Origin of the sequence: Bdellovibrio svalbardensis, from assembly GCF_029531655.1 — a bacterium.
GTDB lineage: Bacteria > Bdellovibrionota > Bdellovibrionia > Bdellovibrionales > Bdellovibrionaceae > Bdellovibrio > Bdellovibrio svalbardensis.
The window spans coordinates 24,869-46,857 of the sequence record NZ_JANRMI010000002.1 but is presented as its reverse complement, the minus strand read 5'-3'; the positions used below and the strand labels follow the sequence as shown (position 1 = coordinate 46,857).

General features: G+C 46.4%; 17 protein-coding genes. 8 read left to right on the top strand and 9 right to left on the bottom strand.

Translation table 11 applies throughout. From position 1 onward, the window contains the following. Positions 1 to 193: 193 nt before the first annotated feature. Together NWE73_RS05655 and NWE73_RS05650 are read left to right on the top strand one after the other, a co-directional pair. On the top strand, positions 194 to 988 hold the full coding sequence (locus NWE73_RS05655) for a substrate-binding periplasmic protein (protein WP_277577317.1): 795 nt from the start codon (positions 194 to 196) through the stop codon (positions 986 to 988). After that, positions 985 to 1,755, top strand: coding sequence for a substrate-binding periplasmic protein (locus NWE73_RS05650; RefSeq protein ID WP_277577316.1), 771 nt, complete (start codon positions 985 to 987; stop codon positions 1,753 to 1,755). Before NWE73_RS05655 ends, NWE73_RS05650 begins: the two co-directional genes overlap by 4 nt. 108 nt (positions 1,756 to 1,863) lie before the next feature. Here the strand turns inward: NWE73_RS05650 and NWE73_RS05645 are convergent, their stop codons facing one another. After that, positions 1,864 to 4,125: an aconitate hydratase gene (locus tag NWE73_RS05645; RefSeq protein ID WP_277577315.1), complete on the bottom strand. Its 2,262-nt coding sequence runs from the start codon at positions 4,123 to 4,125 to the stop codon at positions 1,864 to 1,866. A 152-nt stretch (positions 4,126 to 4,277) separates the two neighbouring features. Here NWE73_RS05645 and cobB point away from each other — a divergent pair, with 152 nt between their 5' ends. Beyond that, positions 4,278 to 4,994 carry a Sir2 family NAD+-dependent deacetylase gene (gene cobB, locus NWE73_RS05640; RefSeq protein WP_277577314.1) on the top strand — a complete coding sequence of 239 codons (717 nt, stop codon included), beginning with the start codon at positions 4,278 to 4,280 and terminating at the stop codon, positions 4,992 to 4,994. 21 nt (positions 4,995 to 5,015) lie between these two features. Here the strand turns inward: cobB and NWE73_RS05635 are convergent, their stop codons facing one another. Then, positions 5,016 to 9,572 carry a tail fiber domain-containing protein gene (locus NWE73_RS05635; RefSeq protein ID WP_277577313.1) on the bottom strand — a complete coding sequence of 1,519 codons (4,557 nt, stop codon included), beginning with the start codon at positions 9,570 to 9,572 and terminating at the stop codon, positions 5,016 to 5,018. A 251-nt stretch (positions 9,573 to 9,823) separates the two neighbouring features. Here NWE73_RS05635 and NWE73_RS05630 point away from each other — a divergent pair, with 251 nt between their 5' ends. Continuing rightward, positions 9,824 to 10,369, top strand: a complete 546-nt coding sequence (locus NWE73_RS05630) for a hypothetical protein (RefSeq protein ID WP_277577312.1) — start codon at positions 9,824 to 9,826, stop codon at positions 10,367 to 10,369. A 66-nt stretch (positions 10,370 to 10,435) separates the two neighbouring features. Here the strand turns inward: NWE73_RS05630 and NWE73_RS05625 are convergent, their stop codons facing one another. Genes NWE73_RS05625 through NWE73_RS05595 form a run of 7 tightly spaced genes read right to left on the bottom strand, consistent with a single transcriptional unit; the run spans position 10,436 to position 18,054 of the window. Further along, positions 10,436 to 12,490 (bottom strand): BatD family protein, encoded by a 2,055-nt coding sequence (locus NWE73_RS05625; protein WP_277577311.1) that lies wholly within the window; start codon positions 12,488 to 12,490, stop codon positions 10,436 to 10,438. Continuing rightward, positions 12,474 to 13,238, bottom strand: a complete 765-nt coding sequence (locus tag NWE73_RS05620; RefSeq protein WP_277577310.1) for a tetratricopeptide repeat protein — start codon at positions 13,236 to 13,238, stop codon at positions 12,474 to 12,476. The genes NWE73_RS05625 and NWE73_RS05620 overlap by 17 nt, the downstream gene beginning before the upstream one ends. Beyond that, entirely contained in the window at positions 13,235 to 14,299 is a 1,065-nt protein-coding gene (locus tag NWE73_RS05615) for a vWA domain-containing protein (RefSeq protein WP_277577309.1), read from the bottom strand. Before NWE73_RS05615 ends, NWE73_RS05620 begins: the two co-directional genes overlap by 4 nt. Next, positions 14,299 to 15,309, bottom strand: coding sequence for a vWA domain-containing protein (locus NWE73_RS05610; protein ID WP_277577308.1), 1,011 nt, complete (start codon positions 15,307 to 15,309; stop codon positions 14,299 to 14,301). The genes NWE73_RS05615 and NWE73_RS05610 overlap by 1 nt, the downstream gene beginning before the upstream one ends. Beyond that, positions 15,306 to 16,211, bottom strand: coding sequence for a hypothetical protein (locus tag NWE73_RS05605; RefSeq protein WP_277577307.1), 906 nt, complete (start codon positions 16,209 to 16,211; stop codon positions 15,306 to 15,308). Before NWE73_RS05605 ends, NWE73_RS05610 begins: the two co-directional genes overlap by 4 nt. Beyond that, a complete protein-coding gene (locus tag NWE73_RS05600) occupies positions 16,211 to 17,044 on the bottom strand; it encodes a DUF58 domain-containing protein (protein WP_277577306.1) in 834 nt (277 codons plus the stop codon). Before NWE73_RS05600 ends, NWE73_RS05605 begins: the two co-directional genes overlap by 1 nt. Positions 17,045 to 17,079: 35 nt before the next feature. Further along, on the bottom strand, positions 17,080 to 18,054 hold the full coding sequence (locus tag NWE73_RS05595; RefSeq protein ID WP_407652940.1) for an AAA family ATPase: 975 nt from the start codon (positions 18,052 to 18,054) through the stop codon (positions 17,080 to 17,082). 412 nt (positions 18,055 to 18,466) lie between these two features. Here NWE73_RS05595 and NWE73_RS05590 point away from each other — a divergent pair, with 412 nt between their 5' ends. From NWE73_RS05590 to spoVG, 4 genes are all read left to right on the top strand, one after another. Further along, entirely contained in the window at positions 18,467 to 19,279 is an 813-nt protein-coding gene (locus NWE73_RS05590) for a M48 family metalloprotease (protein WP_277577304.1), read from the top strand. Positions 19,280 to 19,311: 32 nt separating this feature from the next. Continuing rightward, entirely contained in the window at positions 19,312 to 19,563 is a 252-nt protein-coding gene (locus tag NWE73_RS05585; protein WP_277577303.1) for a DUF1844 domain-containing protein, read from the top strand. A gap of 69 nt (positions 19,564 to 19,632) precedes the next feature. After that, the gene (locus tag NWE73_RS05580; RefSeq protein ID WP_277577302.1) at positions 19,633 to 21,066 is read left to right on the top strand and encodes a trypsin-like peptidase domain-containing protein; all 1,434 of its coding nucleotides are present in this window, start codon (positions 19,633 to 19,635) and stop codon (positions 21,064 to 21,066) included. A gap of 404 nt (positions 21,067 to 21,470) precedes the next feature. Continuing rightward, positions 21,471 to 21,800 carry a septation regulator SpoVG gene (gene spoVG, locus NWE73_RS05575; RefSeq protein ID WP_277577301.1) on the top strand — a complete coding sequence of 110 codons (330 nt, stop codon included), beginning with the start codon at positions 21,471 to 21,473 and terminating at the stop codon, positions 21,798 to 21,800. The last annotated feature ends 189 nt before the right edge of the window (positions 21,801 to 21,989 follow it).

The following is a 21,989-nucleotide window of genomic DNA, read 5'->3' as shown; positions in this document are numbered from 1 at the left end:
CAAACAATCAGCAATTTGTCGGCCGCTTGGAAGCTGATATAAGGCATTTGAAGGGGACTCTTTGGAAAAATTGATAGACTGGTGACACTTTTAGGCTTCCCAAAATCGATTTTCAATTTTCAATCAGAGTTGTTTTTCCGCAATCAGAGAAACGTCCATTCGGATGAGCCTTCACCTGATGTACCCTCAGTATATGACTAAAAAAGTAGCCAAAATCCTCGCGGCCTTGTCGATTTTTATCGGCTGTGCACTGTCAGCTTTCTTCTACTCGGCCCCCCAACCGGATGATGCTTTCATCTTCGCCGGATGGAACATTGAACCCTTTTATTATAAGGGTCCTCAAGGCATACAAGGGGCTTATTACGACATTATGGTGGAAGTTTGTCGTACTGAAAATCTGCGTTGTACTTTTAAAATCAGTGAATTTCGGAAATCCATAGACCAATTAAAAAAAGGCGAAACTCATGGCGGTGGCCCCTATGTTTTTACCGTTCCTAGATCGTCCGTCCTCAGTTTTAGTGAGGGCATTTTCTCGAGCACCTATGCATTCTTCGGACTTCCGAAAACTGCTGCAGAAATAATTTCTTATGAGGATCTCAGAGGATACAAGATCGGAACCTTGGTCTTATCTGGCACCAGAGTCAGCCTTGAGGCCGTGAATGAGTTTGTCGATGGAACGCTCACTATCAAAGAGGAAAAAAGTGTTTCTTCTTTGATGCAAAAAATAGATTCTCGCCAATATCCTCTGGGCTATATTAACCGCGATGGTGGAATTTCATGGATTGCAAAAAATCACTCGAAAATCGTTGAGATTCCCAACTTGAGCGAAAACTTAGATTATCGTTTTGCATTTTCAAAGAAAGCAATTCCCCCAGAGAAAATGAAAAGCCTCTTAGAAGCATTTCCCAAACTGAGGAAATCCGGTTTTCTGAAGAGTATTGCTCTGAAGTACAAACTCAATCTAACTGAGTTGGGAAGGCACCCATGAAGTACTTCCGTGTATTCGCCTTGACCCTTCTGTGTTTTGGAAGTCCCGCTAAGGCACGCTACAACTCACCTTTCACCTTTGTCGGTCAAGACGTTGAACCATTCTATTTCAAAGAAGGTTCTGTCGGAATTCAAGGGGCCGTTTTTGACATTATGAAAGAAATCTGCACGCAAGAAAAACTCACTTGCAAATTCAAAATTGCCCAAATGCGTCCCGCTTTGGACATGATCAAAAATGGTGCGGCTCATGGCGGCGGCCCTTTCGCCATCTCTCGCCAGCGGGAAACAGTTTTGCACTACACCGACCCCATTTTCAAATCTGCTTTTGTCTTTCTGGCGGCATCTGAGACAGCAAAAAAAATTAAGTCCTACAACGACCTTGCCGGAATGTCTGCCGTCGCCATGTCCACTTCCATGACCTGGATCAGCCTTCAACGTGTGAATGAAATCACCGGAAACAAAATGAAAGTCAGCGGAGAGCCCACAGAACTTACGGCCATTCGAAAAACCGAAAACAAAAACTACGCTTTGGCTTATGTTCCTCGAGAGCTGGCACGTGCCTATTTCCAGCACAATCGCGATAGCAACCTCAGGGAAATCCCTGCCCTCGGCGAGCCCTTCGATATCTATATGGTTTTCTCAAGAAAAACAGTCAGTGAAGACGACTTCAAAAAAATCAACCAGATCGTAAAAGCCCTCAAAAAATCAGGTTTCATCAAGGACCTGGCAGACAGGTACAACTTGGAAGCAATACCACCGGCTAACTAACTAGAAGCTATTGGTAATGCAAAAAACAAAAAAGGCCGAGATTTTCATCTCAGCCTTCTTATTTATCCGCAAAAGGTGCCAGGCACCTTTTGCTTCACTCGGTGCGTCCTAGAGGCCGCGAATCAAGTTCAAAGCAGAACCAGCGCGGAACCATTTCAACTGTTCAGCGTTGTAAGTGTGCTTCAACTCGATAGATTCAGCAGAACCATCTTTGTGCTTAATATTCATAACTACTGGTTTACCAGGAGCTAGATCAGCCAAGTTCACAAGTGAAACATGATCTTCTTCTTGGATTTTGTCGTAATCTTTTGGATTCGCGAAAGTCAAAGCCAGAACACCTTGTTTTTTCAAGTTTGTTTCATGGATACGCGCGAATGACTTCGTGATAACTGCCGTAGCGCCCAAGAATCTTGGGCACATTGCTGCGTGCTCACGAGAAGAACCTTCGCCGTAGTTTTCGTCACCAATGATGACCCAGCCTTTGTTGGCTTTTTGGTAAGCACGTGCGATTTGCGCGAACTCAACACCTGTTTGACCAGTCAAAAGGTTTTTACCTTTTCCGATTTCGCCAGTGAATGAGTTGTCAGCACCCAACAACATATTGTTAGAGATGTTGTCCAAGTGACCGCGGTAGTTCAACCATTTGCCGCCCGGAGAGATATGGTCTGTCGTACATTTACCTTTTGCTTTTGCAAGCACGAGGTTATCAACGAAATCCTTACCATCCCATTTCGTGAATGGAGACAACAATTGCAAACGGTCAGAAGAAGGGTTCACAGCCACTTTTGCAGCTGATCCCGCAGGTTTTTGGTAACCTTCAGTATCAGGGATGAAACCTTTTGCTGGAAGCTCTGGAGCTACCGGTGCTTGCAATTTGATTTTTCCGTTTGGTCCTTCAAGCTCGTCAGTCATTGGATTGAAATCCAAACGTCCTGCCAAGCCCAATGCCATTACGATTTCCGGAGAAGCGATGAAAGCCAAAGTCTCTGGATTCGCATCGTTACGCGCGCGGAAGTTACGGTTGAAAGATGTGATGATCGTGTTTTTCTCACCAGTTTTAACGTCGTCACGTCTCCATTGACCGATGCAAGGACCGCAAGCGTTCGCAAGAACAGTCGCGCCAACTTCATTGAAAGTTGCCATTTGACCATCGCGTTCGATTGTTTTTTGGATTTGTGTAGAACCTGGAGAAACCAAGAATGGTTGATTCATTTTCACACCGATATCCATAGCTTGTTTTGCTACGAATGCCGCGCGACCGATATCTTCGTAAGAAGAGTTCGTGCATGAACCGATCAATGCAGAAGAAAGTTTCGCTGTGTAACCTTTTTCAGCTGTTTCTTTTTTCAACGCCGAAATAGGACGAGCCAAGTCTGGAGTATGAGGACCCACAATGTGTGGTTCCAAAGCCGATAGATCGATTTCGTAAACTTCATCGAAGTATTTACCTGGATTTACAACAACGTCAGCATCTGCAGACAAAAGGTCTTTGTGTGCATCAGAAACTTTTGCAAGCTCTGCACGACCTGTTGAACCAAGGTAAGCGGCCATGCGCTCATCGTAAGGGAACACAGAGCAAGTTGCACCCAACTCAGCACCCATGTTTGTGATTGTTGCTTTACCTGTGCAAGAGATAGAAGAAGTACCTTCACCGAAGTACTCTACAACTTTATCAGTTCCACCTTTAACAGTCAGCATTCCGCAAAGTTTCAAGATCACGTCTTTAGCAGAAGCCCAACCGTTGAGTTTTCCTTTCAAGTGAACACCGATCAATTTCGGATTTTTCACTTCCCAAGGAAGACCAACCATCACGTCAGAAGCATCAGATCCACCAACACCAATTGCACACATGCCAAGGCCGCCTGCATTTGGAGTATGAGAATCTGTACCGATCATCAAACCACCTGGGAACGCATAGTTCTCAAGGATTACTTGATGGATGATACCAGCGCCTGGTTGCCAGAAGCCGATGTTGTAACGAGAAGATGCTGTCGCCAAGAAATCAAAAACTTCTTTATTGGCAGTGTTTGAAACAGTCATGTCCACGTCTTTACCTTTGTAGGCTTGGATCAAGTGGTCACAGTGAACTGTTGAAGGAACGGCAGCTTCATCTTTGCCTGCAAGCATGAATTGCAACAAAGCCATTTGCGCTGTCGCATCTTGCATAGCTACGCGGTCTGGTCTCAAAAGCAGGAAGCTTTCTCCGCGAACGAGTTCTTGGTTCTGAGGGTCATCCAAGTGACCGAACAAAATTTTCTCTCCAAGAGTCAAAGGACGATTTAAACGATTACGAACAACAGCGAGTCTTTCAGCTGTCTTCTTATAAACGTTCTGCACCATTTCTGGCGTAGTTTCGATTTTAGAAGCCATTATATTTGCCTTTCGTTTTAGAACGGCTCATCTTAAAGAAAACCAAGTGAAAGCTCAATAAAAATGCCATGATGGCTTTTTTTTAGCGTAGCCCGAAGGGTTAAGGGCAGGATCCCTTAACAACGGTTACAGGACTTTGTGCGAGGCATAAATTGAACCCCATTTTATTCAAAAACATCGTCATTCTTACAGGTGCCGGAATATCAGCAGAGTCAGGCATTCGCACCTTCCGTGACCAGGACGGCCTTTGGGAAGAACACCGAATTGAAGATGTGGCAACACCTGAAGCTTTTGCTCGAAGTCCAGAGTTGGTTCAACGCTTCTACAACGCCCGCCGAGCTCAGCTGAAAGACCCCAAAGTCCAGCCTAATGCCGCTCATTTGGCTCTGGCAGAACTTGAGAAACATTGGGAGGGGGATTTCCTCCTGATAACACAAAACGTCGACAATCTTCATCGCCGCGCAGGTTCAAAAAACTTGCTGCATATGCATGGTCGACTGGACCGTATCCGCTGCTTGAGCTGTGAGGAAGAATTCGAATGGACCGAAGATCTGCCTGTAGATGAGGATTGTCCTCATTGCGGTATTCGCAGGGCCCTTCGCCCCGACATCGTGTGGTTTGGGGAAATGCCCTACTTTATGGAAGAGATCTATGCCGCGCTAGATAAAGCAGACCTGTTCATTTCCATCGGTACGAGTGGGAACGTCTACCCCGCGGCAGGCTTTGTGAGCTTGGCGTGGAAAGCACGAAAGATCGAAATCAACACCCGCGACACTGAAATTTCCGCAGCTTTCGCGGAACATCTGGTCGGAGCGGCTTCCATCGAAGTTCCAAAATTAATTCAACTACTTTTAGACGAAGAAAATTAAGATACCGAACTTTCAATCATACTAATTGCAAATTTTAGCTTTCGGATTCAATTCACAAACTGCTTTCTTGGTTTCCTGAATCTCTACTTTCAAACGAAGATTCTCTTCTTCCAAGGAAGCGATTTTGCGACTTTGCTCAGAAGATTGAGCTTTAAATTCAGCATAAAACTCTTTAATCGCATTGATCACCAAAGGAATAAGTTCAGGATATCGAACCCCAAGTATTCCGTTTTTCTCACTAACAGCTTCAGGCAGAACTTTTTGAACGTCTTGCGCGATCACGCCTACTCGACGTGATTCATTTTTCGGGTCCGTTTTATACCAATAAGTAACACCGTTAATTTCGCTCAATTTGTTTAGCGAATTAGGGATCAACTCAATATTTCGCTTAATGCGGCGATCTGAATTGGCAGTCCAAGTTGTGGCACCATTGGTAATATACATTCCTGTCCCAACAGAATTATAGATCACAAAATTATTAACGCTATCTGGTCCCATCTGCCAAAAAGCGCCGCCGGAGGTGGTATTCTTTAAACGCATAGGTGTCCCCCCAGCGCCCACCACATCAAGTGGCACCGCCGGTGTGGTTGTTCCGATACCGATATTCCCAGACTTTCCATAAACAGTCGCTCCACCAGATCCAAACTGCAAACCGGCTTCACCCGCAGCGGCAGCCCCCCGCAGTCCAATCGTGTTTGCTACTCCAATGTCATGGACATTCAAATCATTTCCTATTGAAAGAACACGGCCAACCCCTCCAACGACGTCCGCGTAAAATGTTGCGGCACCAATCACCTGAAGTTTATCATTTGGCGACGTCGTACCTATGCCTACGTCACCGGAAGAATCAATGACAAATCTTGAGCCCATTCCAGTCTGATTGATTGAAAACTTATTACTGCCGTCAGCTGAAGCCGTCCCGTTGAGCACCAAATTCCAAGACGCACCAATACCAGTATCCTCCAGCCGAATGGCGGCCCGATTCATTCCAGCCGCTGTTTCATTACCCACTATATGCAACTTTTCAACAGGACTTGTTAAACCAATTCCGACGTTTCCGGAAGCATCAATTCTGACTCTCTCGCTCGAACTCGTTGCGAAACTTAAAACATTCGCCGCCGGATTAAACATTCCAACTGTGGTTGTTGTTCCGAAACTAAACGTCGGTGTTGCGGCGGACCCGTATCCATTTCCCGCTCGCAAAGAATTTGTATTGCTGAAGTTAGCTATGTTTGTTCCTGTATCAATAGAAAAATAAGGAGATAAACTTGAGCAATCAACAACGCCGCACTTGCCGAACGTTAAGATACCATTGTTCCAATTAAGATTCGCTATACTGGTTGAGCTGGCATCAAAGATTAAGGTGGGATTCGACGTCCCATTTCCAAGAATAGCCCCAGCCGAAGTCCCCGTATAGTTTGTGCTGGCCTTTCCTAACAAAGCCGCCCCATTGACAGTCAACAAACTGCCGGGGCTCGTTGTGCCGATCCCTACTTTTCCACCAGCTTGCACTGTCATGCGAGTTAAATTATTTGTTTTGATATTCAAATCAAAGTTGTCATTGTTACCAAGATTTGAAGTGGCTCCGAAACTATTTCCGCCATTTGTAAACCCTGCATAAATTGAACTCACGTTGTAACAGCCATAGTTTCCGGAAGCATCGAAACTTAATATTTGATTCAAAGTACAAGTCACTGCCTGCTGAGCCGTTCCCGTTCCGTTAGTTCCAACCAACCGATTTGCCGCCAAAGAAGACACGCCTGTTCCACCGTTTGCTATTGGCAAAACGCCAGTGACCGCCGCTGCTTTAGTAAGATCAATGGCGCCAAAAGCTGGTGCACCACCGGCACCTGGAATTCGCAGAACTTGATCTGCAGTACCTGCGGTTGTTGTAGTAGGTGCAGCACCCGCGCCGCCGCCGAGAACAACACCATTCGCAGCTAAAACTCCTGATGAAGTCATTGTTGTTGCAGCACTAAAATATGGAATGCCACCACTGGTCCCCGTTGTGAGTCCCGTACCTCCGCGAGCGACGGGTAAAGTTCCCGTCGTGATCTTCGCGGCATCTAAATTAGGAATTTGCGTTGCAGTCAGACCTGTTAATTGAGAGCCATCCACTGCGGGTAAGCGTGAAGAAGCATCGAGCTTGACGATTTGACTCGGGCCTGTGCCTGTATTCAATGTCAGCACTGGCGTTGAAGTTCCCGTTGCCACGCTGATATCCGCATTGGCTGATGTCACGCTTGTCACTGTCCCAGCACCGCCGCCGCCGACAAGATCAACATAAGCCCCGGCATTCTGAGAAACTTTGAATTTGTTGGCACCAGAATCATAATAGATTCTACCTTGCCCCGCCACAGAGACTGCCGGAGCTGCCATTCCGCGCAAAACAAAATCACCATTCACATCAAACTTCGCTGCGGGACTGTTCGTTCCCACACCCACATTACCAGCAGCTAAAATTGTTAAATCAGGTGAAGCACTAGACTGATAATCTGTATAAAAACTCAAAGCTTTGGTACTTCCATACTGGATCATACCGTCACTCGCCGTCGCACCCACTGAGTTCAACTCAATCGTAACTCCAGCATCACCGCTGGCGAGGCGGAAGTTGGGCCAGCCACTTGCTTTTTTAACTTCCAAATTTGCAACCGGGGCGCTTGTTCCAATCCCAACATTCCCGCCGGTTGGAGCAAGCAAAACATATCCCTTAGTGGCATTCGCAGTTGAATCCAAAGTCAAATTTCCTGAAGCTGCCGTGGAACCATTTAAGACCTGTCCACCCGCGCGACCGGCAAGTAAAGCGTACTGACTAAATGTATCTACCGTTGCCGCCGTCCAAACCGGCCCTGCCGCAGTCCATGTCAAAAATGAGCCAGCAACAGAGCCAGGAATCGCAGTCAGGGCTCCCGAGCCATCAACACCCATCACACTGTAGTTTGTCCATCCTGATCCCGAAACTTTTGAATTGATCTGAGTTTGCACGGAAGATGTTACACCGGACAGATAGCCAAGCTCAGTGTCCGTGACTGCAGAATGAGTCGGAATGCCACTCGCATTAGATATAAGAGCCCGATTTGCAGTGATTGCTGCGGCCTCAACGATCGCCGTTCCTGACGACGCCATGACGCGATTGCCGACCAAGGCCGTCGATGAGTTTGTTCCACCACGTGCAATCGGCAAAACCCCTGACGTCAATTTACTGACATCATGATTGGGCAACATAGCAGATGGAATCAAACCACTGGCATCCAATTTGGCAATTTTGTTCGCATCACCAGCGCCACCAGTCACCCCTGAATTCAAAGTCAAAACAGGAGCTGTGGTCCCCGCGACAGTGATGTCACTATTCGCAGAGGTAACACCAGTCACTGTGCCGCCTGAGTTGTTATCCGCACCTGGAACCCAATTGGTTCCGTTAAATCTCAAAACCTGACCATTTGTTGGCGCCACTGAAAAATCAATTCCAACACCTTTAAGCTTATTAACACTCACCGCGCCGATCGATCCACTGACATCACCGGCAACTCCGACGTTGATATTTTGACACAGGAAATTTCCTGTTGCGGAATTCCAGTACATTGTTTGGTTGGCAGTACAAGCTGCGCTGGCGATGGCCGTATTGAAATATGATTGCGTCAAATAACTGCTCAACGAGGCCGTCAAACCGGCGACATCGGAAGTGGTAATTCCTGACGGCACCCACTGCGATCCGTTGTATTTAAAAAACTCTCCGCTATTAGGAAGAGTTGTGGCTACCGCAACCCCTTGAATTTTTGCCACCTTCGGATTGGGATAGGTATTACTAAGATCTCCACCGGCACTGCCAGTAGGTGTACGAGAGTCAGACAGACGAGCATCGTCACCCGCTGCGACGGTGTTCGCCGTCGTTCCCACATTTAAAGTTAAGGCAGGAGTTGAAGTCCCGGTTACAACAGTTAAATATGGATTCGTTGAAGTCACACTGGTGACTGTACCGCCACTGGCACCTGCCACGGCTTCGCAAGTTAAGACACTGCCGTTCCAAGAAAGAAAAGTCCCCGTAGTACAAGTTGGAATTCCCGTTTTTAAGACAAATGCCGAAGAACTATAACTTCCCAATTTCGATGCTGTAAGTGCATGACCCGCAAAAGGAACCGAACGAATTTCTGAATCTGGTGAAATCACTTTCCAACCTGTGCCATCATGAAATTGCACACGCAACTTACGAATATCATCGAAAGCTGGCGAATAAGTCGCTCCGCCATCGCAAGAAACAGATCCGGAGTTTACGAAAGAGTCCAAAAGCTTAAATGTAGGTGCCGCGGGGAAAGACTTCGTCCCACTCCCAATGGCCACATCGAACACCCCACCGGAGTTGGTCATATTGATGCCATTGATTTGCTCACGATAGATCACACACAGACCATCGGGGCTGGTGACTTCGAAACTAAAACTGACGCTATTGAATTCTAATGCAGAGCCATCGGCCTTGAGAATGCGTCCCTGATACGTGAGTGAGTTAGGAGCCGCATGAGCGGACCACGCCGTGAATATCACTAAAAGTGCCAGTAACGTACAGGTGGCGAAGGATTTCATACCTTATTTATCGGTCCGAGTTGATCAGCTCTTAACACAATTACGAATAAACTACGTCTTATCGTGATAATATGAGGCCCTTTACCATTGAAAATTGGTTATACGACACTTGGTACGAGTGTTCTCCAATTTGTTCTCATCCCGAGAACTGTGAATGAAGTTAGAAGTTCTCCAAGTTTGCGCAGCGCCTCCTTCTTGCCTCAAAGCCGCAGCCCTGTCTAAGCTCAAGAGATCACCTTGGAGTCAACACCATGATCGCCGCCTTTTTCATTTCAAACTTAGTCTTTGCACAGGCCACTACTTCTTTGGATGGGCTCTATCAACGCCCCTGTTTCGTTGCCGATACCGATGCTTTGACGACAGAGATTTCCATAGAGAAAAATCAATGGAAAATTCAACATATCGCCTACGAGGATGAAAAGTGCGAAAAGGCGTATTTAATTTACGAAGTCGACTACAAAGTAAAATCTGAAAACAACCGTGACCTTGATATGACGGCCATTGAAGTTTCTTACATGACTTTGTCTGATGAGGTCAGCCAAGCTTTGAACATGGTTCATTATTGTGGTTTTGAAGACTGGAAAACCAAGACCAAAAAAATTGTAACCGGAAGAGTTTGCGATGAGTTTCAAGCTCCTGCCAGTGGTGATATCCTCTACTCCATTTTTACTTTGAATCAAAAAGCAGATGCTAAGTGGGAACTCTTTTTAGGAACAGCCAGCGCAACTGGAGATGGAAAAACTCCAGAAACTCGTCATGACCAAGTCGACTCTTTGCCTTTTTTAAAATTGAAGTGATTCTAAAAAATAGACTCCAAAAAAACAAAAAGGCTCTCGAATGAGAGCCTTTTATTTTGCAAGCTGTTAGCTTTGCTTTTCATCCACCGAGCTGATCATTTCAGAAATAACTTTTTTAGCTCGCTCCACATTCCCTTTCATCGTTGCCGGATCTTTTAATCCACCCAGCATTTCTTCCGGGGCAAAGCTCATGGTCTGGAAGATCTCAAAAGTTTTCGTGATCTCATCGCCGTGTTCCCGGCGCAAACTTGGTGGGATCATCTCCAGAAGATCGTTGATCTTCAAAGAAGCACCACCCTCCCCTGAAACATTGCCCATGACCAAATAGAAGATATTCGTCATTTCAGCGCCAACCTTACGCACTTCGTTTTTGGCCAAAGCTGAATCAAGGGCTTTATAACGTTTTTGCACAAGTTCTTTCAATGTGCGCTGACGTCTTCCCCAACCAAATTCACGCTGAGCCTTCCACAACAAACTTGCGATAACCCCTGCAAAGATAAAGACCCACACCCAAGGCCGGTACATGACGCTGGCTTGTGTCGACGGCTGCCATGCCATGATCACATCTGGAAGTCGGTTCGTGACGACCGGAGCCGTTGCTGAAGGTTTACCGCCGTCGGCCATTCTTTGTGAAGAACCTACCGGAGCATTTGGGTTGTTTACGATCTTCAAAGTGATTGGTTGAGTTTTGCGTGTGTAGTATTTAGATCCTTGCGGATCAAACATGCTCACACTCATAGCCGGAATAGTCAGTTCCCCCTCTTGTCGGGGAATCAACAACACTTCAAATTCTTTAAAGCTTCGTCCATTTTTAAAGAACTTTGCTTCTGATTTAGAGTCATACTGTTCCAAAGCCGATGGCAAATTCAAAGCTGGCAAATCAATCAGTTTTGCATTCCCCGCTCCTTCAAAACGTACCTTCAAACTAAAGGGCTGATTGACTGGCACGGTAGTATTTTCCACCGAGTCATGCAATTCAAACTGTCCGACTGCACCACTGAAATCAGAAGGACGGCCTTCCAAAGGAAGAGGTTTTACCTTGATCTCAACTCGCGCTGAACTTTTCGTGTATTCGTAAGGTTTACCAGAGTAACCCCAGCCTTGTCCTTGCGACAGCAAGCGCACACGGGATTTGATTTTGTATTCATCAACGACCGCTGTCCCCGCTTTGATTGGGAACAAAGCGTGAGACGCAAGAAGTGCCTTCTTCCAGGGAACCCCGTTCACAATCTCTTCAGAGAACTGGATTGCCGGAACTTCTTCAATGATCTCTTTCCAGAAACCACGAAGATCCGGGAATTTCAACCGATCCAAAGTTTCCATTTGCCCACGAGTATAAACATACCAATTCACAGTAACTTGTTCGCCCTCATACACTTCGGTTTTATCAAGTTCAACACTGATAAAGAAAGCTTCGTTCGGGTTGGTTGGTAAACTTCTAAACGCCGGATGGGCCATTCCGCCAGTGCCTACACTGCCAAAATTATTTGGATCAGGGAAATTTCCACCGCCCTGCTGCTGCATTTGCTGCATCAAACGCTGGCGCTGCTGAAGAAGCTGATTGAAGATTTCCTCTTCGGCGTTATCCATATTTTCAAACTGATCATCAAAGCCATGCGGCATGCGCGGCCCCGTACTTGGGGCCTTTGGTGATTTGGGAACACCGCGTCCGCCACCGCCACTTCCACCGCCCTGACTACCAACATTAATGACAATCGGCTGAGTGCGATAAACTTTTCCGTTCACTACCACTTCAAAAGAAGAAACGCTTAAAGTCCCTGCTCGTTTTGGGCTGAGCATATAGTGAAACTCTTTGCGTCTTTGAGTTTCAAATTGCATCCCCTTGCTGGTTTGCACCAGTTTCTGAGCTACTGCAGTTGAACTCCAGTTATTGAGAAGATCAAAATCTTCCAAAGACGGAACCCGGGGATCTTGGACATCAACGTCGTCATTCGATACGACCGTAACCGACAAAGTGAAACTGTCACCCAAGCCCATTTCGTTGCGATCCACTGTGGATTGCACAGAGGTCGCCGCCAGCGCCGTCGACTGGTGCATAAATGCAAAACAGAATACAAGCGCAAACAAAGAGCTCCCAATCGAACTACCAATCTTTATCACGAGGCTGCTCCTTCACTTCTTTGCGATTAAATTCAGCACGGATTTTTGCTTCCTGCTGTTTAATCTCTCCTAGGATCTTTTTGACGTCGCCTTCAGATAAGTCTTTGCCGTTAAACGGTCGAGGCTTGTACTTCGCAGAACTTTCATATTTTTTATCCTGCTTGTTCTTATCTTTGTCGTCGCCCTCTTTATCCTGATCCTTCTTATCTTTATTGTCTTTGCCGTCTTTATTATCTTTGTTCTGCTGTTGTTGGCCTTTATTTTGTTGATTCTGATCTTTATTTTGCTGATCAGAGCCACCTTTGCCCTGCTGAGATTGGGTCAACAACTCGATATTCGTTTTTGTTTCTTTAGAAGATGGAACGATCTCAAGAGCTGACTGATAAAGCGCTATGGCCTCATCCACTTTTTTGGCTTTACCCAAAAGCTGCGCCTGATTGAAACGAGCCATAAACAGCACAGGCAAATTGCCTGATTGTTTCGCAAGACGTTCTGCTTCCTTATAAGACTGTTGGGCTTTCTCAGCCTGCTGAAGCATTTCAAACGACAGACCTAAATTCAGATGAAGTTCAGGCAAGAACGGATTCATACCCAAAGCCTCAATATACTTATCTCCGGCAATCTGGAAAGTGTTGGCCTTCATCGCCTTGTTACCAGCCCGATTCAGCTCAAGAGTTTTCAAATGAGGATTCTTATCCCCACATCCCGCTAAACCAACAATAAAAAGAAGAGCTACTAAACGGGTCATGCGTTTGGTACCTCGTAGCGGCCCTTCCAGAATTTGAATGAACTGCGGCGTTCGCCCATGACTAGTTCAATCAAAGCCAAGATGATTCCCAACAATAAGAAAAACTGAAAGCGTTCTTCATAAGCAACGGCCATTGTGGTGTCGAACTGAGTTTTTTCAAGCTTATTCACATCTTCAACCAAGTGCTTCGTTTGTTCGCCCCCAAAAGTGGCGAAATAGAAACTGCCTTTGCCGGCCTCAGCCAGAGCTCTTAGGGCATCGCCTTTCACTGTCGTGATGACCGTTTCTCCGCCGCGATCCTTTTTGTATCCCTTAAGGAATCCCATTCCGTCACGCTCTGGAATCGCTCCGCCTTTTTCAGTTCCATAGGCCACAGTGAAAATGCGAACACCTTCACTTGCCAGCTTCTTGGCAGCTTCCAAAGCTCCTGGTTCATGATCTTCCCCATCAGAGGCAATCAAAATTACACGCGTAACCTTCAAAGTGTCGTCCGTGCTCACGCCCCCGCGTTCGAACGCTTCTTTGGCAGTATCAAGAGCGGCTTGGAAATTAGTGCCCTGAGTGGACACTGAATTTGTATCCAAGGAATCCAAGTACATTTTAATAGCACCAGGATCGTTGGTGATGGGTGACAACAAGGCCGCTGATCCGGCGAAGGCCAAAATACCGATCTTATTTCCCGGCATCATGTCTACCAAACGGCTCAGTTCGGCTTTTGCCTGCGCCAAGCGCGAAGGCTTCACGTCTTCGGCCATCATACTGTCAGAGACGTCGACGGCGAAAATAAGTTCAACGCCTTCACTCTTCACTTCCTGTTTGCTTTGCCCCATTTGTGGGCGTGCCAGGGCCAACACGAAGAAAAAGACCGTTGCCACTTGCAAGAATGTTTTTAAACCGCGTTTGCGCTTGGACACTGAACTTGAAAGGAATGGATAAAGTCTTGAACCGATCGCAGTTTCCAGACGTTTACGAGATCTGCGGTCAAAAATATATCCCAGAACCAGAATTAGTGGAATCACCCACAAATAGTTAAAGGCAGAGAGGTTTTCAAATCTAAACATTATGGCACCCTCCTTAACCATGAACGCCCCAGTACAAGAGCCGCCAAATACAGAATGATCGCGATCACTAAATAAGGAGGAAATTTCTCTGTGTAGTTCGTAAACTTGTTAATGTCGATTTTGGTTTTCTCCAAGGAGTCGATATCTTTAAAAATGCCACGCAAAGAATCTTCCTTCGAAGCGCGGTAGTATTTGCCGCCAGTGTCCTTCGCCATGCGTCCCAAAAGATCTTCATTCACCGTGCTGTCAAATGGCTGATAGGTTTTTACTTTTTGGCCGAAGATATCACGCGTGTATATTGGAATGCGTGTTGGACCATCCTTACCAATACCAATTGAATAGATTTTTACACCGTAACCTTTAGCAATATCCAAACCCGTCTCGGGATCGATGGTACCGCTGTTATTTTCCCCGTCGGTCATAAAGATCACGACGCGGCTTTTTGCCTGAGAATCTTTTAAACGGCCCGCGGCATTGGCCAAAGCTACTCCCAAGGCCGTTCCGTCTTTGATGCGTGCTTGTTGAGCGGTCGTGATTTCTCCGACACGTTGTAAAATCAATTGATAGTCCAATGTCGGAGGCACGACAGTGAAGGACTCCCCGGCGAAGATAACCAAGCCAATCCTGTCTGAGCTTCGGCCTTCGATGAATTTCTTAATCGTTTCTTTGGCTGCTTCCAAACGATTCAAAGGCTTCATATCCTCAATCAACATACTGTCGGATATATCCAAACAGATGACGATATCGATCCCTTCCACGTTCTTCTTGATTTTAGTGTTCATCTCTTGCGGACGGGCCAAAGCAATGATCGCAAAAACAATAGCCAGTGCCTTTAGCAATAGAGGCAAATGCATGAGGCGCGTGCGCACACTCGGCGTCACGGTTTTCAAAACCTCGACGGAGCCGAATTGCAAGGTCGGCGTTTTCTTCTTTTTTCGCCACAAAGTCCAAACCAGTAAAATCACCAGCGGAACAATCAACCAAAATGAAATCGCAGAGTGGAAAGTCATGACAGGCTCTCCATCAATTCCACCAGGCTGCGAGTGCGTTTCGCCAAGTTCACGATATCGCTACCAATCACGGCTTGCTTGTTTTCAAAAGCATGTTGGTATTCTTTAATCAAAGCCTGAAGATCATTGCCACACTCCGCATAAACTTTGCGGTGATGTTTCTTGATATCTTTCACAATCAAACGCGTGCTCCACTCCAGGGCCGGAATTTGATACTTACGCGTGATATACAAACGCAGCATATGGCGCAATTCATCCATCCCACTGTGAATGTCCTCTTGCGAAGCCGAGCCACCGAAGAAGGCTGGATTCATTCGTTGCAACTTGCGCATGCTGGTGTGGAATTGCGTCAATGGAGCCAAAGCCGAATCATGCTCTTTCAAACGCTCGATCATATTACGGCGTTGAATCACACGAACAACTTTAAAGACGATCAACGAAATAATCAGACCGATCGCCGCCAACAAAATCACCCAATACAAATGGGGAATTCCAATATCCGCCGGCCCGATGGGACCATAGGCTTCCGTTTTTTGCTCCTGGCCGGGAACCTGTGGCTGCTTAGGATCTGGCTTCGGAATCACTGTTTCAACATGATAGTCAATTGCTCCCAAACTGAAAGTCTGAGAATCATCGGTCATTTGCAAATCAGGCCAACGGATATCCCCGGCTTTGTAGCTGGTCACCACAAAGACCGCTTTGGTTTCCGATTCGAAATTCGCTTTTAAAAGTTTGATCAGATATTTGATTTCAGCCGTTTCAACAAAGTGCAACTTCTGAGGGTTCAGGTTCTTAGGGAACTCCCCCTCGCAGGTCATAAAAGCTTCTCGGCCCACCGTGAGCTCGTTGTCTTTAAGACCTTCAACATTTGGAATATCAAGCTTGCACTGAATCGCTGCCATTATTTTCTCTTCTTAAAGAAAGCCACAAGAGGATTGACGTAATCCTCACTGGATCTCACTTCAACACGCTCGACTTGCGACAATCGCAACAATCGATCACGTTGTTCTTTGCGCTTCATAACAGCATCTTCATATTCACGACGGAACGTCGGCGATGAGGTATCGACCGTCAGCAATTCACCGGTTTCAGCGTCTTGCACTTCAATCACACCCATACTTGGCAAAGAGTACTCCGCCGCATCGTTTACGACACAGGCGACCACATCATGCTTTCTTCCCAACAGACGCAGGCTTTGTTCAAAACCTTGATCTATAAAATCGCTGAATACAAAAATTGTCGCGCGTTTTTTCAAGGCCCCTTGCATGAAACTTAAACCAGCGGCAAGTTTCGTGCGGTGACTCTTCGGTTTGTAATAGAATAAATCACGCAGAAGACGGCGCACATGACCTCGGCCCTTTTTCGGTGGCACGAAGTGCTCGACTTGATCGCTGAACAAAAGCAAACCAATTTGGTCGTTGTTCTTTACCGCAGAGAACGCCAGTAAAGCTGCCATATGAGTCATCACCTCGCCCTTAAAATAAGGACCCGTTCCGAAATCACTGGAGCCACTCACGTCAATTGCTAAAATCAAAGTCAGTTCACGCTCTTCTTCATAAGTTTTGATATAGGGTTTTCCTGTGCGCGCCGTCAGCGGCCAAGAAATAGAGCGAATGTCATCGCCCGCGACGTACTCCCTGAAATCAGCGAAAGTCATACCCTGACCTTTGAAGGCCGTATGGTACTCGCCCGCGAAGAGATTATTCACAAGTTTCCTTGTGTTAATCTCAAGCATTTTGACTTTCTTTAGGACCTCAGGAGGCAGACTCACTATGGAACCTCGATTTGGCTCAAGATCTCTTTGATCACGTCGTCAGATTTGATATTTTCCGCTTCCGCTTCATAAGTCAGAATCAAACGATGTCTCATCACGTGATAAGCAATCGCCTTCACATCTTCCGCGGTCACGTAACCACGTCCCTGCAAGAAAGCGTGAGCTTTAGCTGCACGGTACAAACAGATCGTCGCACGCGGTGAACCGCCCACATTGATCAAGTTGGCAATACGGCTTAAGCCATACTCTGCCGGCTTACGAGTCGCCATGACCAATTCAACGATATAGTTTTTGATTTTATTATCGACGTAAATCTGATCCACACGCTGAACCGCACGCAGAAGATCATCTTTTGAAATCACCGGATTCACGACAGGCTTGTCGTTCGAGCCCATGCGATTCAAGATCTCAAGCTCTTCGCCTTTGTGAGGATAAACAACATTGATCTTGAACATGAAGCGGTCCATCTGGGCTTCAGGAAGTGGATATGTTCCCTCTTGCTCCAATGGATTTTGCGTCGCCAATACCAAGAATGGATTTGCGAGTTTGTAGGAGACATCACCGATCGTGACTTGTTTTTCCGCCATCGCCTCAAGCAAAGCTGATTGCACTTTTGCCGGAGCACGATTGATCTCGTCGGCCAAGACGATATTCGTAAAGATAGGACCTTTACGAGGAGCGAACTCCCCTGATTTCGGATTGAAAATCATTGTCCCGATCAAGTCCGTTGGCAAAAGATCCGGCGTAAATTGAATACGTTGGAAGTCTAAAGAAATAGACTGGCACACAGTGGAGATCGTCAACGTCTTCGCAAGTCCCGGCACACCTTCAAGCAAGATATGACCGCCCGTGAGAAGCCCCATCATGATGCCTTCAACCATTTCGGTTTGGCCTACGATGACCTTGTTGATTTCGGCCATCATCTTTCCGATGAATTGGCTCTCCTGTTTGATGGCTGCATTCAAAGCCATGATATCAACTTCACTCACGATGATTCCTCCACGTAGATTAACTCTCTCATTTCACATTGTTAGATTCGGCTCGGCAACAAGACAGTGCGTTGCTTGGACCTTAAGCTCGGTACGGAAATATGGAGATCTTAGGCCCCGCTGCTTCGGACAGTCCTCGCTCTAGTTGTTATGTCACACAAAGGAGTTTTTTTCTTCGCTGTGGAACTTGCATCGAGGCCTAAGATCCCCATATTTCCAACTAGTTTAGGTCTAGCGACTTTGTAGCGCGCAGGGCAAAAAAATGGGTCTAGTTCGGGGTATTTTGTACGACGGAATCATAGGAGCTTGTTGAGGCGTGTTATGGTGTTGGTTTGATGCGCTTTGATGGTGCGCTGGGCTTGCCAAGGGGCAGGGAAAGTGGGAAGAATTTTGTATGCAGAGTACGAGTACTAAGGTCTGGGTTTTTATTCTTTCGAGTTCTTTGGCGCTTTTGGTCGTTGGGTATCAACTTGGAGAGCGTCTTGGGTTGATGATTGGGTTCTCGTTGGCTGTGCTTTTGAACTTTATGGTTTTCTTCTATGGGGAAAGTCGGGTTCTGGTTAAGTTGAATGCGAAACGTCTTAAAGGTCAGGATGCTTGGGGTCTTTTGGATATGGTTGAGAATCTTTCGGCTCAACTGGGTGTCCCCGTTCCTTCTGTTTATTTGATTCCTAATTCTTCTGCGAATGCTTTTGCGGTGGGACACTCTTGGAAAAAAGGGGCCTTGGGATTTACTCATGGGCTTTTGCACACTTTGGATCAAGATGAGCTTGAGGCTGTCGTGGCCCATCAGCTTTGCCATATTCGTCGTTTAGATACTTTTGCCTTTGGAGTCAGCTCGACTCTTGCCAATTCGGTTGTGGGTTTGGGCCAATTCTTGGATTCATTCCTGCCCTATCGTTTGAAATTCTTTATGCCGCTGCTGTCCCCTGTTGGCTGGTTGATTATCAAGTTGGTTGTTGGAGAAAAATCCTTCTTTGAAAATGATTTGATGGCTTCTCAACTAATGGGCGATCGCGTCCGTTTGGGTGAAACTTTGTGGCGTCTTGAAGGAATGGCCCAGACCAAGCCTTTGATGATTCCAGCCTGTACAAGCCACTTATTTATGGTGAATCCAGAAGGTTTCAAACAGCGAAATCTATTTTTGAAATCACATCCTCCTATTGAGGTTCGTTTACAAAAGCTTATGGGGTACTACCCAATCTAGTTTTAACGGCCCAACTTGGCCGCGAGGTATTTATGCAGCAAGAAAAAATGGAAGCTTCAATGTCGATCTTGATCATGTCTATCGCTTCTTCGGCAGTGATGGCCATGGGCTTGTCTCCAGATCCGCAAACGGGTCAGACCAGCAAAGATAAACAGATGGCTCGCTTCAATATCGATTTACTTTTGGTTCTTCAACAAAAGACCAAGGGGAATTTGACGAATGATGAAGCACAGTTTTTAGAAAATTTAATTAGTGATTTGCAAATCAAATACGTATCCATTTAGTTTTCTGCTCTGACAGCCTCAGAGCGCGACATCTACTCTGACGAGGTCAGAGTGTAATAGGAGACTTATATGAAGCAGTTCTTTACTCTCGCTTTACCCGTTCTTTCAACTTTAGCTATGGCTTTGCCTGTGCAGGCTCAGAACCTGCCAAAAGATCCACCGAAGCTCAACCTCAGCGCTCCCCTGCCGGCGAATCTTTTTGTTGAGTTGGCGAAGGCCATCAATCCTGCCGTCGTCAATATTTCAACGTCTGCACTTCCTCGCAACAATCCACGCATGCGCGATCCGATGATGGATATGTTGGAACAACTTTATGGCATCCGCATGCAGCCCCAACAACAAAGCAACAAGCCTCAACAAATTGGTTTGGGTACAGGCTTTATCATCCGCGAAGATGGTTTGATCGTCACAAATAATCACGTGATCCAGGGAGCTGATCAAATCCAAGTTCAATTGAGCGAAGGATCAAAAGATGTTTACGATGCGGTCCTGATCGGTAGCGACGCGCGCACGGACATCGCCTTGATCAAAATCACTCCGAAAGGCAAAGTGCCCTATGCTGTTCTAGGCTCTTCAAAAGACCTTGAAGTCGGCGAATGGGTGGCGGCGTTCGGTAATCCTTTTGGTCACGGTCACTCGATGACAAAAGGATTGATCTCTTCAAAAGGCCGCGACATCACTGAAATCAATAAAATTCCTCTTTTGCAAACTGATGCCAGCATCAATCCTGGAAACTCCGGCGGTCCACTTGTAAATACCAAGGGGCAAGTGATCGGCGTGAACTCCGCAATTGATGCTCGCGCACAGGGAATCGGTTTTGCGATTCCAATTGACGACGTGAAAGCTTTGATTCCACAGCTTGAATCCAAAGGTCGCATCGCACGCGGCTACATTGGTACGGCTTTGGGTGATATCGACGCCGAAGCGGCAGAGTACTTGGGTTTGGGCGACACTCGTGGCGCCGTGATCACTCAACTGGATCCTCGCGGACCGGCAGCAAAAGCCGGTGTTAAAATGTACGACATCGTCACTGAATTTAACGGTCGCAAAATCACGAACTCATTGGAACTTCAGGATGCTGTTGCTGACGCGACTATTGGTAAATCAGTAAAAGCCAGCTTGCTTCGCAATCGCAAACCCGTCACGGTCAGTATGTTGATCACGGAACGCCCTGAGGACGCTCCTAAAAAAGCTTCACCAAAGAAAGCTTATCAAGGCCAAAAAGCTCCATTCAACTTGGGCTTCACAGTTCTTGATCCGAATGACCAATTGCGCGCGGAGATGGGCCTTCCTGACGATATGAGACAACCGGTAGTAATTGATACAGTAATGAACTCCGCCGCTTCAAAAGCCGGATTGCAAGCTGGTGATGTGATCTTGGATGTGAACAAGAACTCTGTTGAAACTTCAAAGGATGTTTTGAAAAGTCTTAAGAAGGGTTCGAACACATTAAGAATTGCGCGCAACGCCCGCATTCAAATCATCAATATCGAAACCAACTAAAAAGTACCCACTTCCTGTTTATGATTAAGCCAGACTGAAAAGGTCTGGCTTTTTCCTTGGTTAATGTGTCATCCGACAATCATCCCTAAATTTCATTTTTAAAAGATTCCGCACAAACCCAGACCAGCAGCTCAATTCAGCGAAATTCCTAATCAATTAAGCTCCCTGTTTGCGCCACAAAATGCTGCCTGAAAAATAGGCGAAAAAATTCATTTGTAAGTAGACTTTGTCTCCCCTTGAGACAAAATTGCTGTGATTTTCAGAGATCGATTACATCGTGAAAAAATCCTCGACCTAGGTCTTTAGTTTTTCCACTCACTTCCGAGAAGAAATACAGACCATAGTTTGGTTCGAAGTTAGACGCAACAGTGATGCAACAAGAATGGCAACTAGAAAGGGACTCTATGAAAGTCACCGAAGTAAAAGTTTTCCCGGTGAATGAAGACCGACTGAAAGCTTATGTGTCGATCACACTCGATAATTGTTTCGTGGTGCGCGACCTTAAGGTTATTCAAGGCACCAGCGGCTTGTTTGTGGCGATGCCCAGCAAGAAGCGCAAAGACGGTCAGTTTAGAGATATTGCGCATCCTCTGAACCAAGAAACTCGAGCGATGATCGAGGACCTTGTTTTTGAGGCTTATGAAAAAGAATTGAAATCCATGGGTGAAACTCTTGTTAGTTTGAAACGCCAGAAAGCTCCAGGCAGTGATTATGGTGGAAATGACGACTACTGAGTTGGTTTCACTCCGACCTCGTCGGAGTAGTTGAAGATCCCTGCTCACTCGCCAAGCTTTGGTTCATTTGTGGAGAGCCAAAGCCCGCGGCGGCTTCAAATAAAAAACCTCATGGACCCTTTTGCCCGTTGGCTAAAACCAGCGGGCTTTTTTTATTTTTGCTGCAATAGTAATCTGACTTCTTCACTC

Coding starts and splice junctions, on each gene's coding strand:
- NWE73_RS05655 (WP_277577317.1), top strand. CDS start 194: ATGACTAAAAAAGTAGCCAAAATCCTCGCGGCCTTGTCGATTTTTATC.
- NWE73_RS05650 (WP_277577316.1), top strand. CDS start 985: ATGAAGTACTTCCGTGTATTCGCCTTGACCCTTCTGTGTTTTGGAAGT.
- NWE73_RS05645 (WP_277577315.1), bottom strand. CDS start 4,125: ATGGCTTCTAAAATCGAAACTACGCCAGAAATGGTGCAGAACGTTTAT.
- NWE73_RS05635 (WP_277577313.1), bottom strand. CDS start 9,572: ATGAAATCCTTCGCCACCTGTACGTTACTGGCACTTTTAGTGATATTC.
- NWE73_RS05630 (WP_277577312.1), top strand. CDS start 9,824: ATGATCGCCGCCTTTTTCATTTCAAACTTAGTCTTTGCACAGGCCACT.
- NWE73_RS05620 (WP_277577310.1), bottom strand. CDS start 13,238: ATGACCCGTTTAGTAGCTCTTCTTTTTATTGTTGGTTTAGCGGGATGT.
- NWE73_RS05615 (WP_277577309.1), bottom strand. CDS start 14,299: ATGTTTAGATTTGAAAACCTCTCTGCCTTTAACTATTTGTGGGTGATT.
- NWE73_RS05610 (WP_277577308.1), bottom strand. CDS start 15,309: ATGACTTTCCACTCTGCGATTTCATTTTGGTTGATTGTTCCGCTGGTG.
- NWE73_RS05605 (WP_277577307.1), bottom strand. CDS start 16,211: ATGGCAGCGATTCAGTGCAAGCTTGATATTCCAAATGTTGAAGGTCTT.
- NWE73_RS05600 (WP_277577306.1), bottom strand. CDS start 17,044: ATGCTTGAGATTAACACAAGGAAACTTGTGAATAATCTCTTCGCGGGC.
- NWE73_RS05595 (WP_407652940.1), bottom strand. CDS start 18,054: ATGGCTTTGAATGCAGCCATCAAACAGGAGAGCCAATTCATCGGAAAG.
- NWE73_RS05590 (WP_277577304.1), top strand. CDS start 18,467: ATGCAGAGTACGAGTACTAAGGTCTGGGTTTTTATTCTTTCGAGTTCT.
- NWE73_RS05585 (WP_277577303.1), top strand. CDS start 19,312: ATGCAGCAAGAAAAAATGGAAGCTTCAATGTCGATCTTGATCATGTCT.
- NWE73_RS05580 (WP_277577302.1), top strand. CDS start 19,633: ATGAAGCAGTTCTTTACTCTCGCTTTACCCGTTCTTTCAACTTTAGCT.
- spoVG (WP_277577301.1), top strand. CDS start 21,471: ATGAAAGTCACCGAAGTAAAAGTTTTCCCGGTGAATGAAGACCGACTG.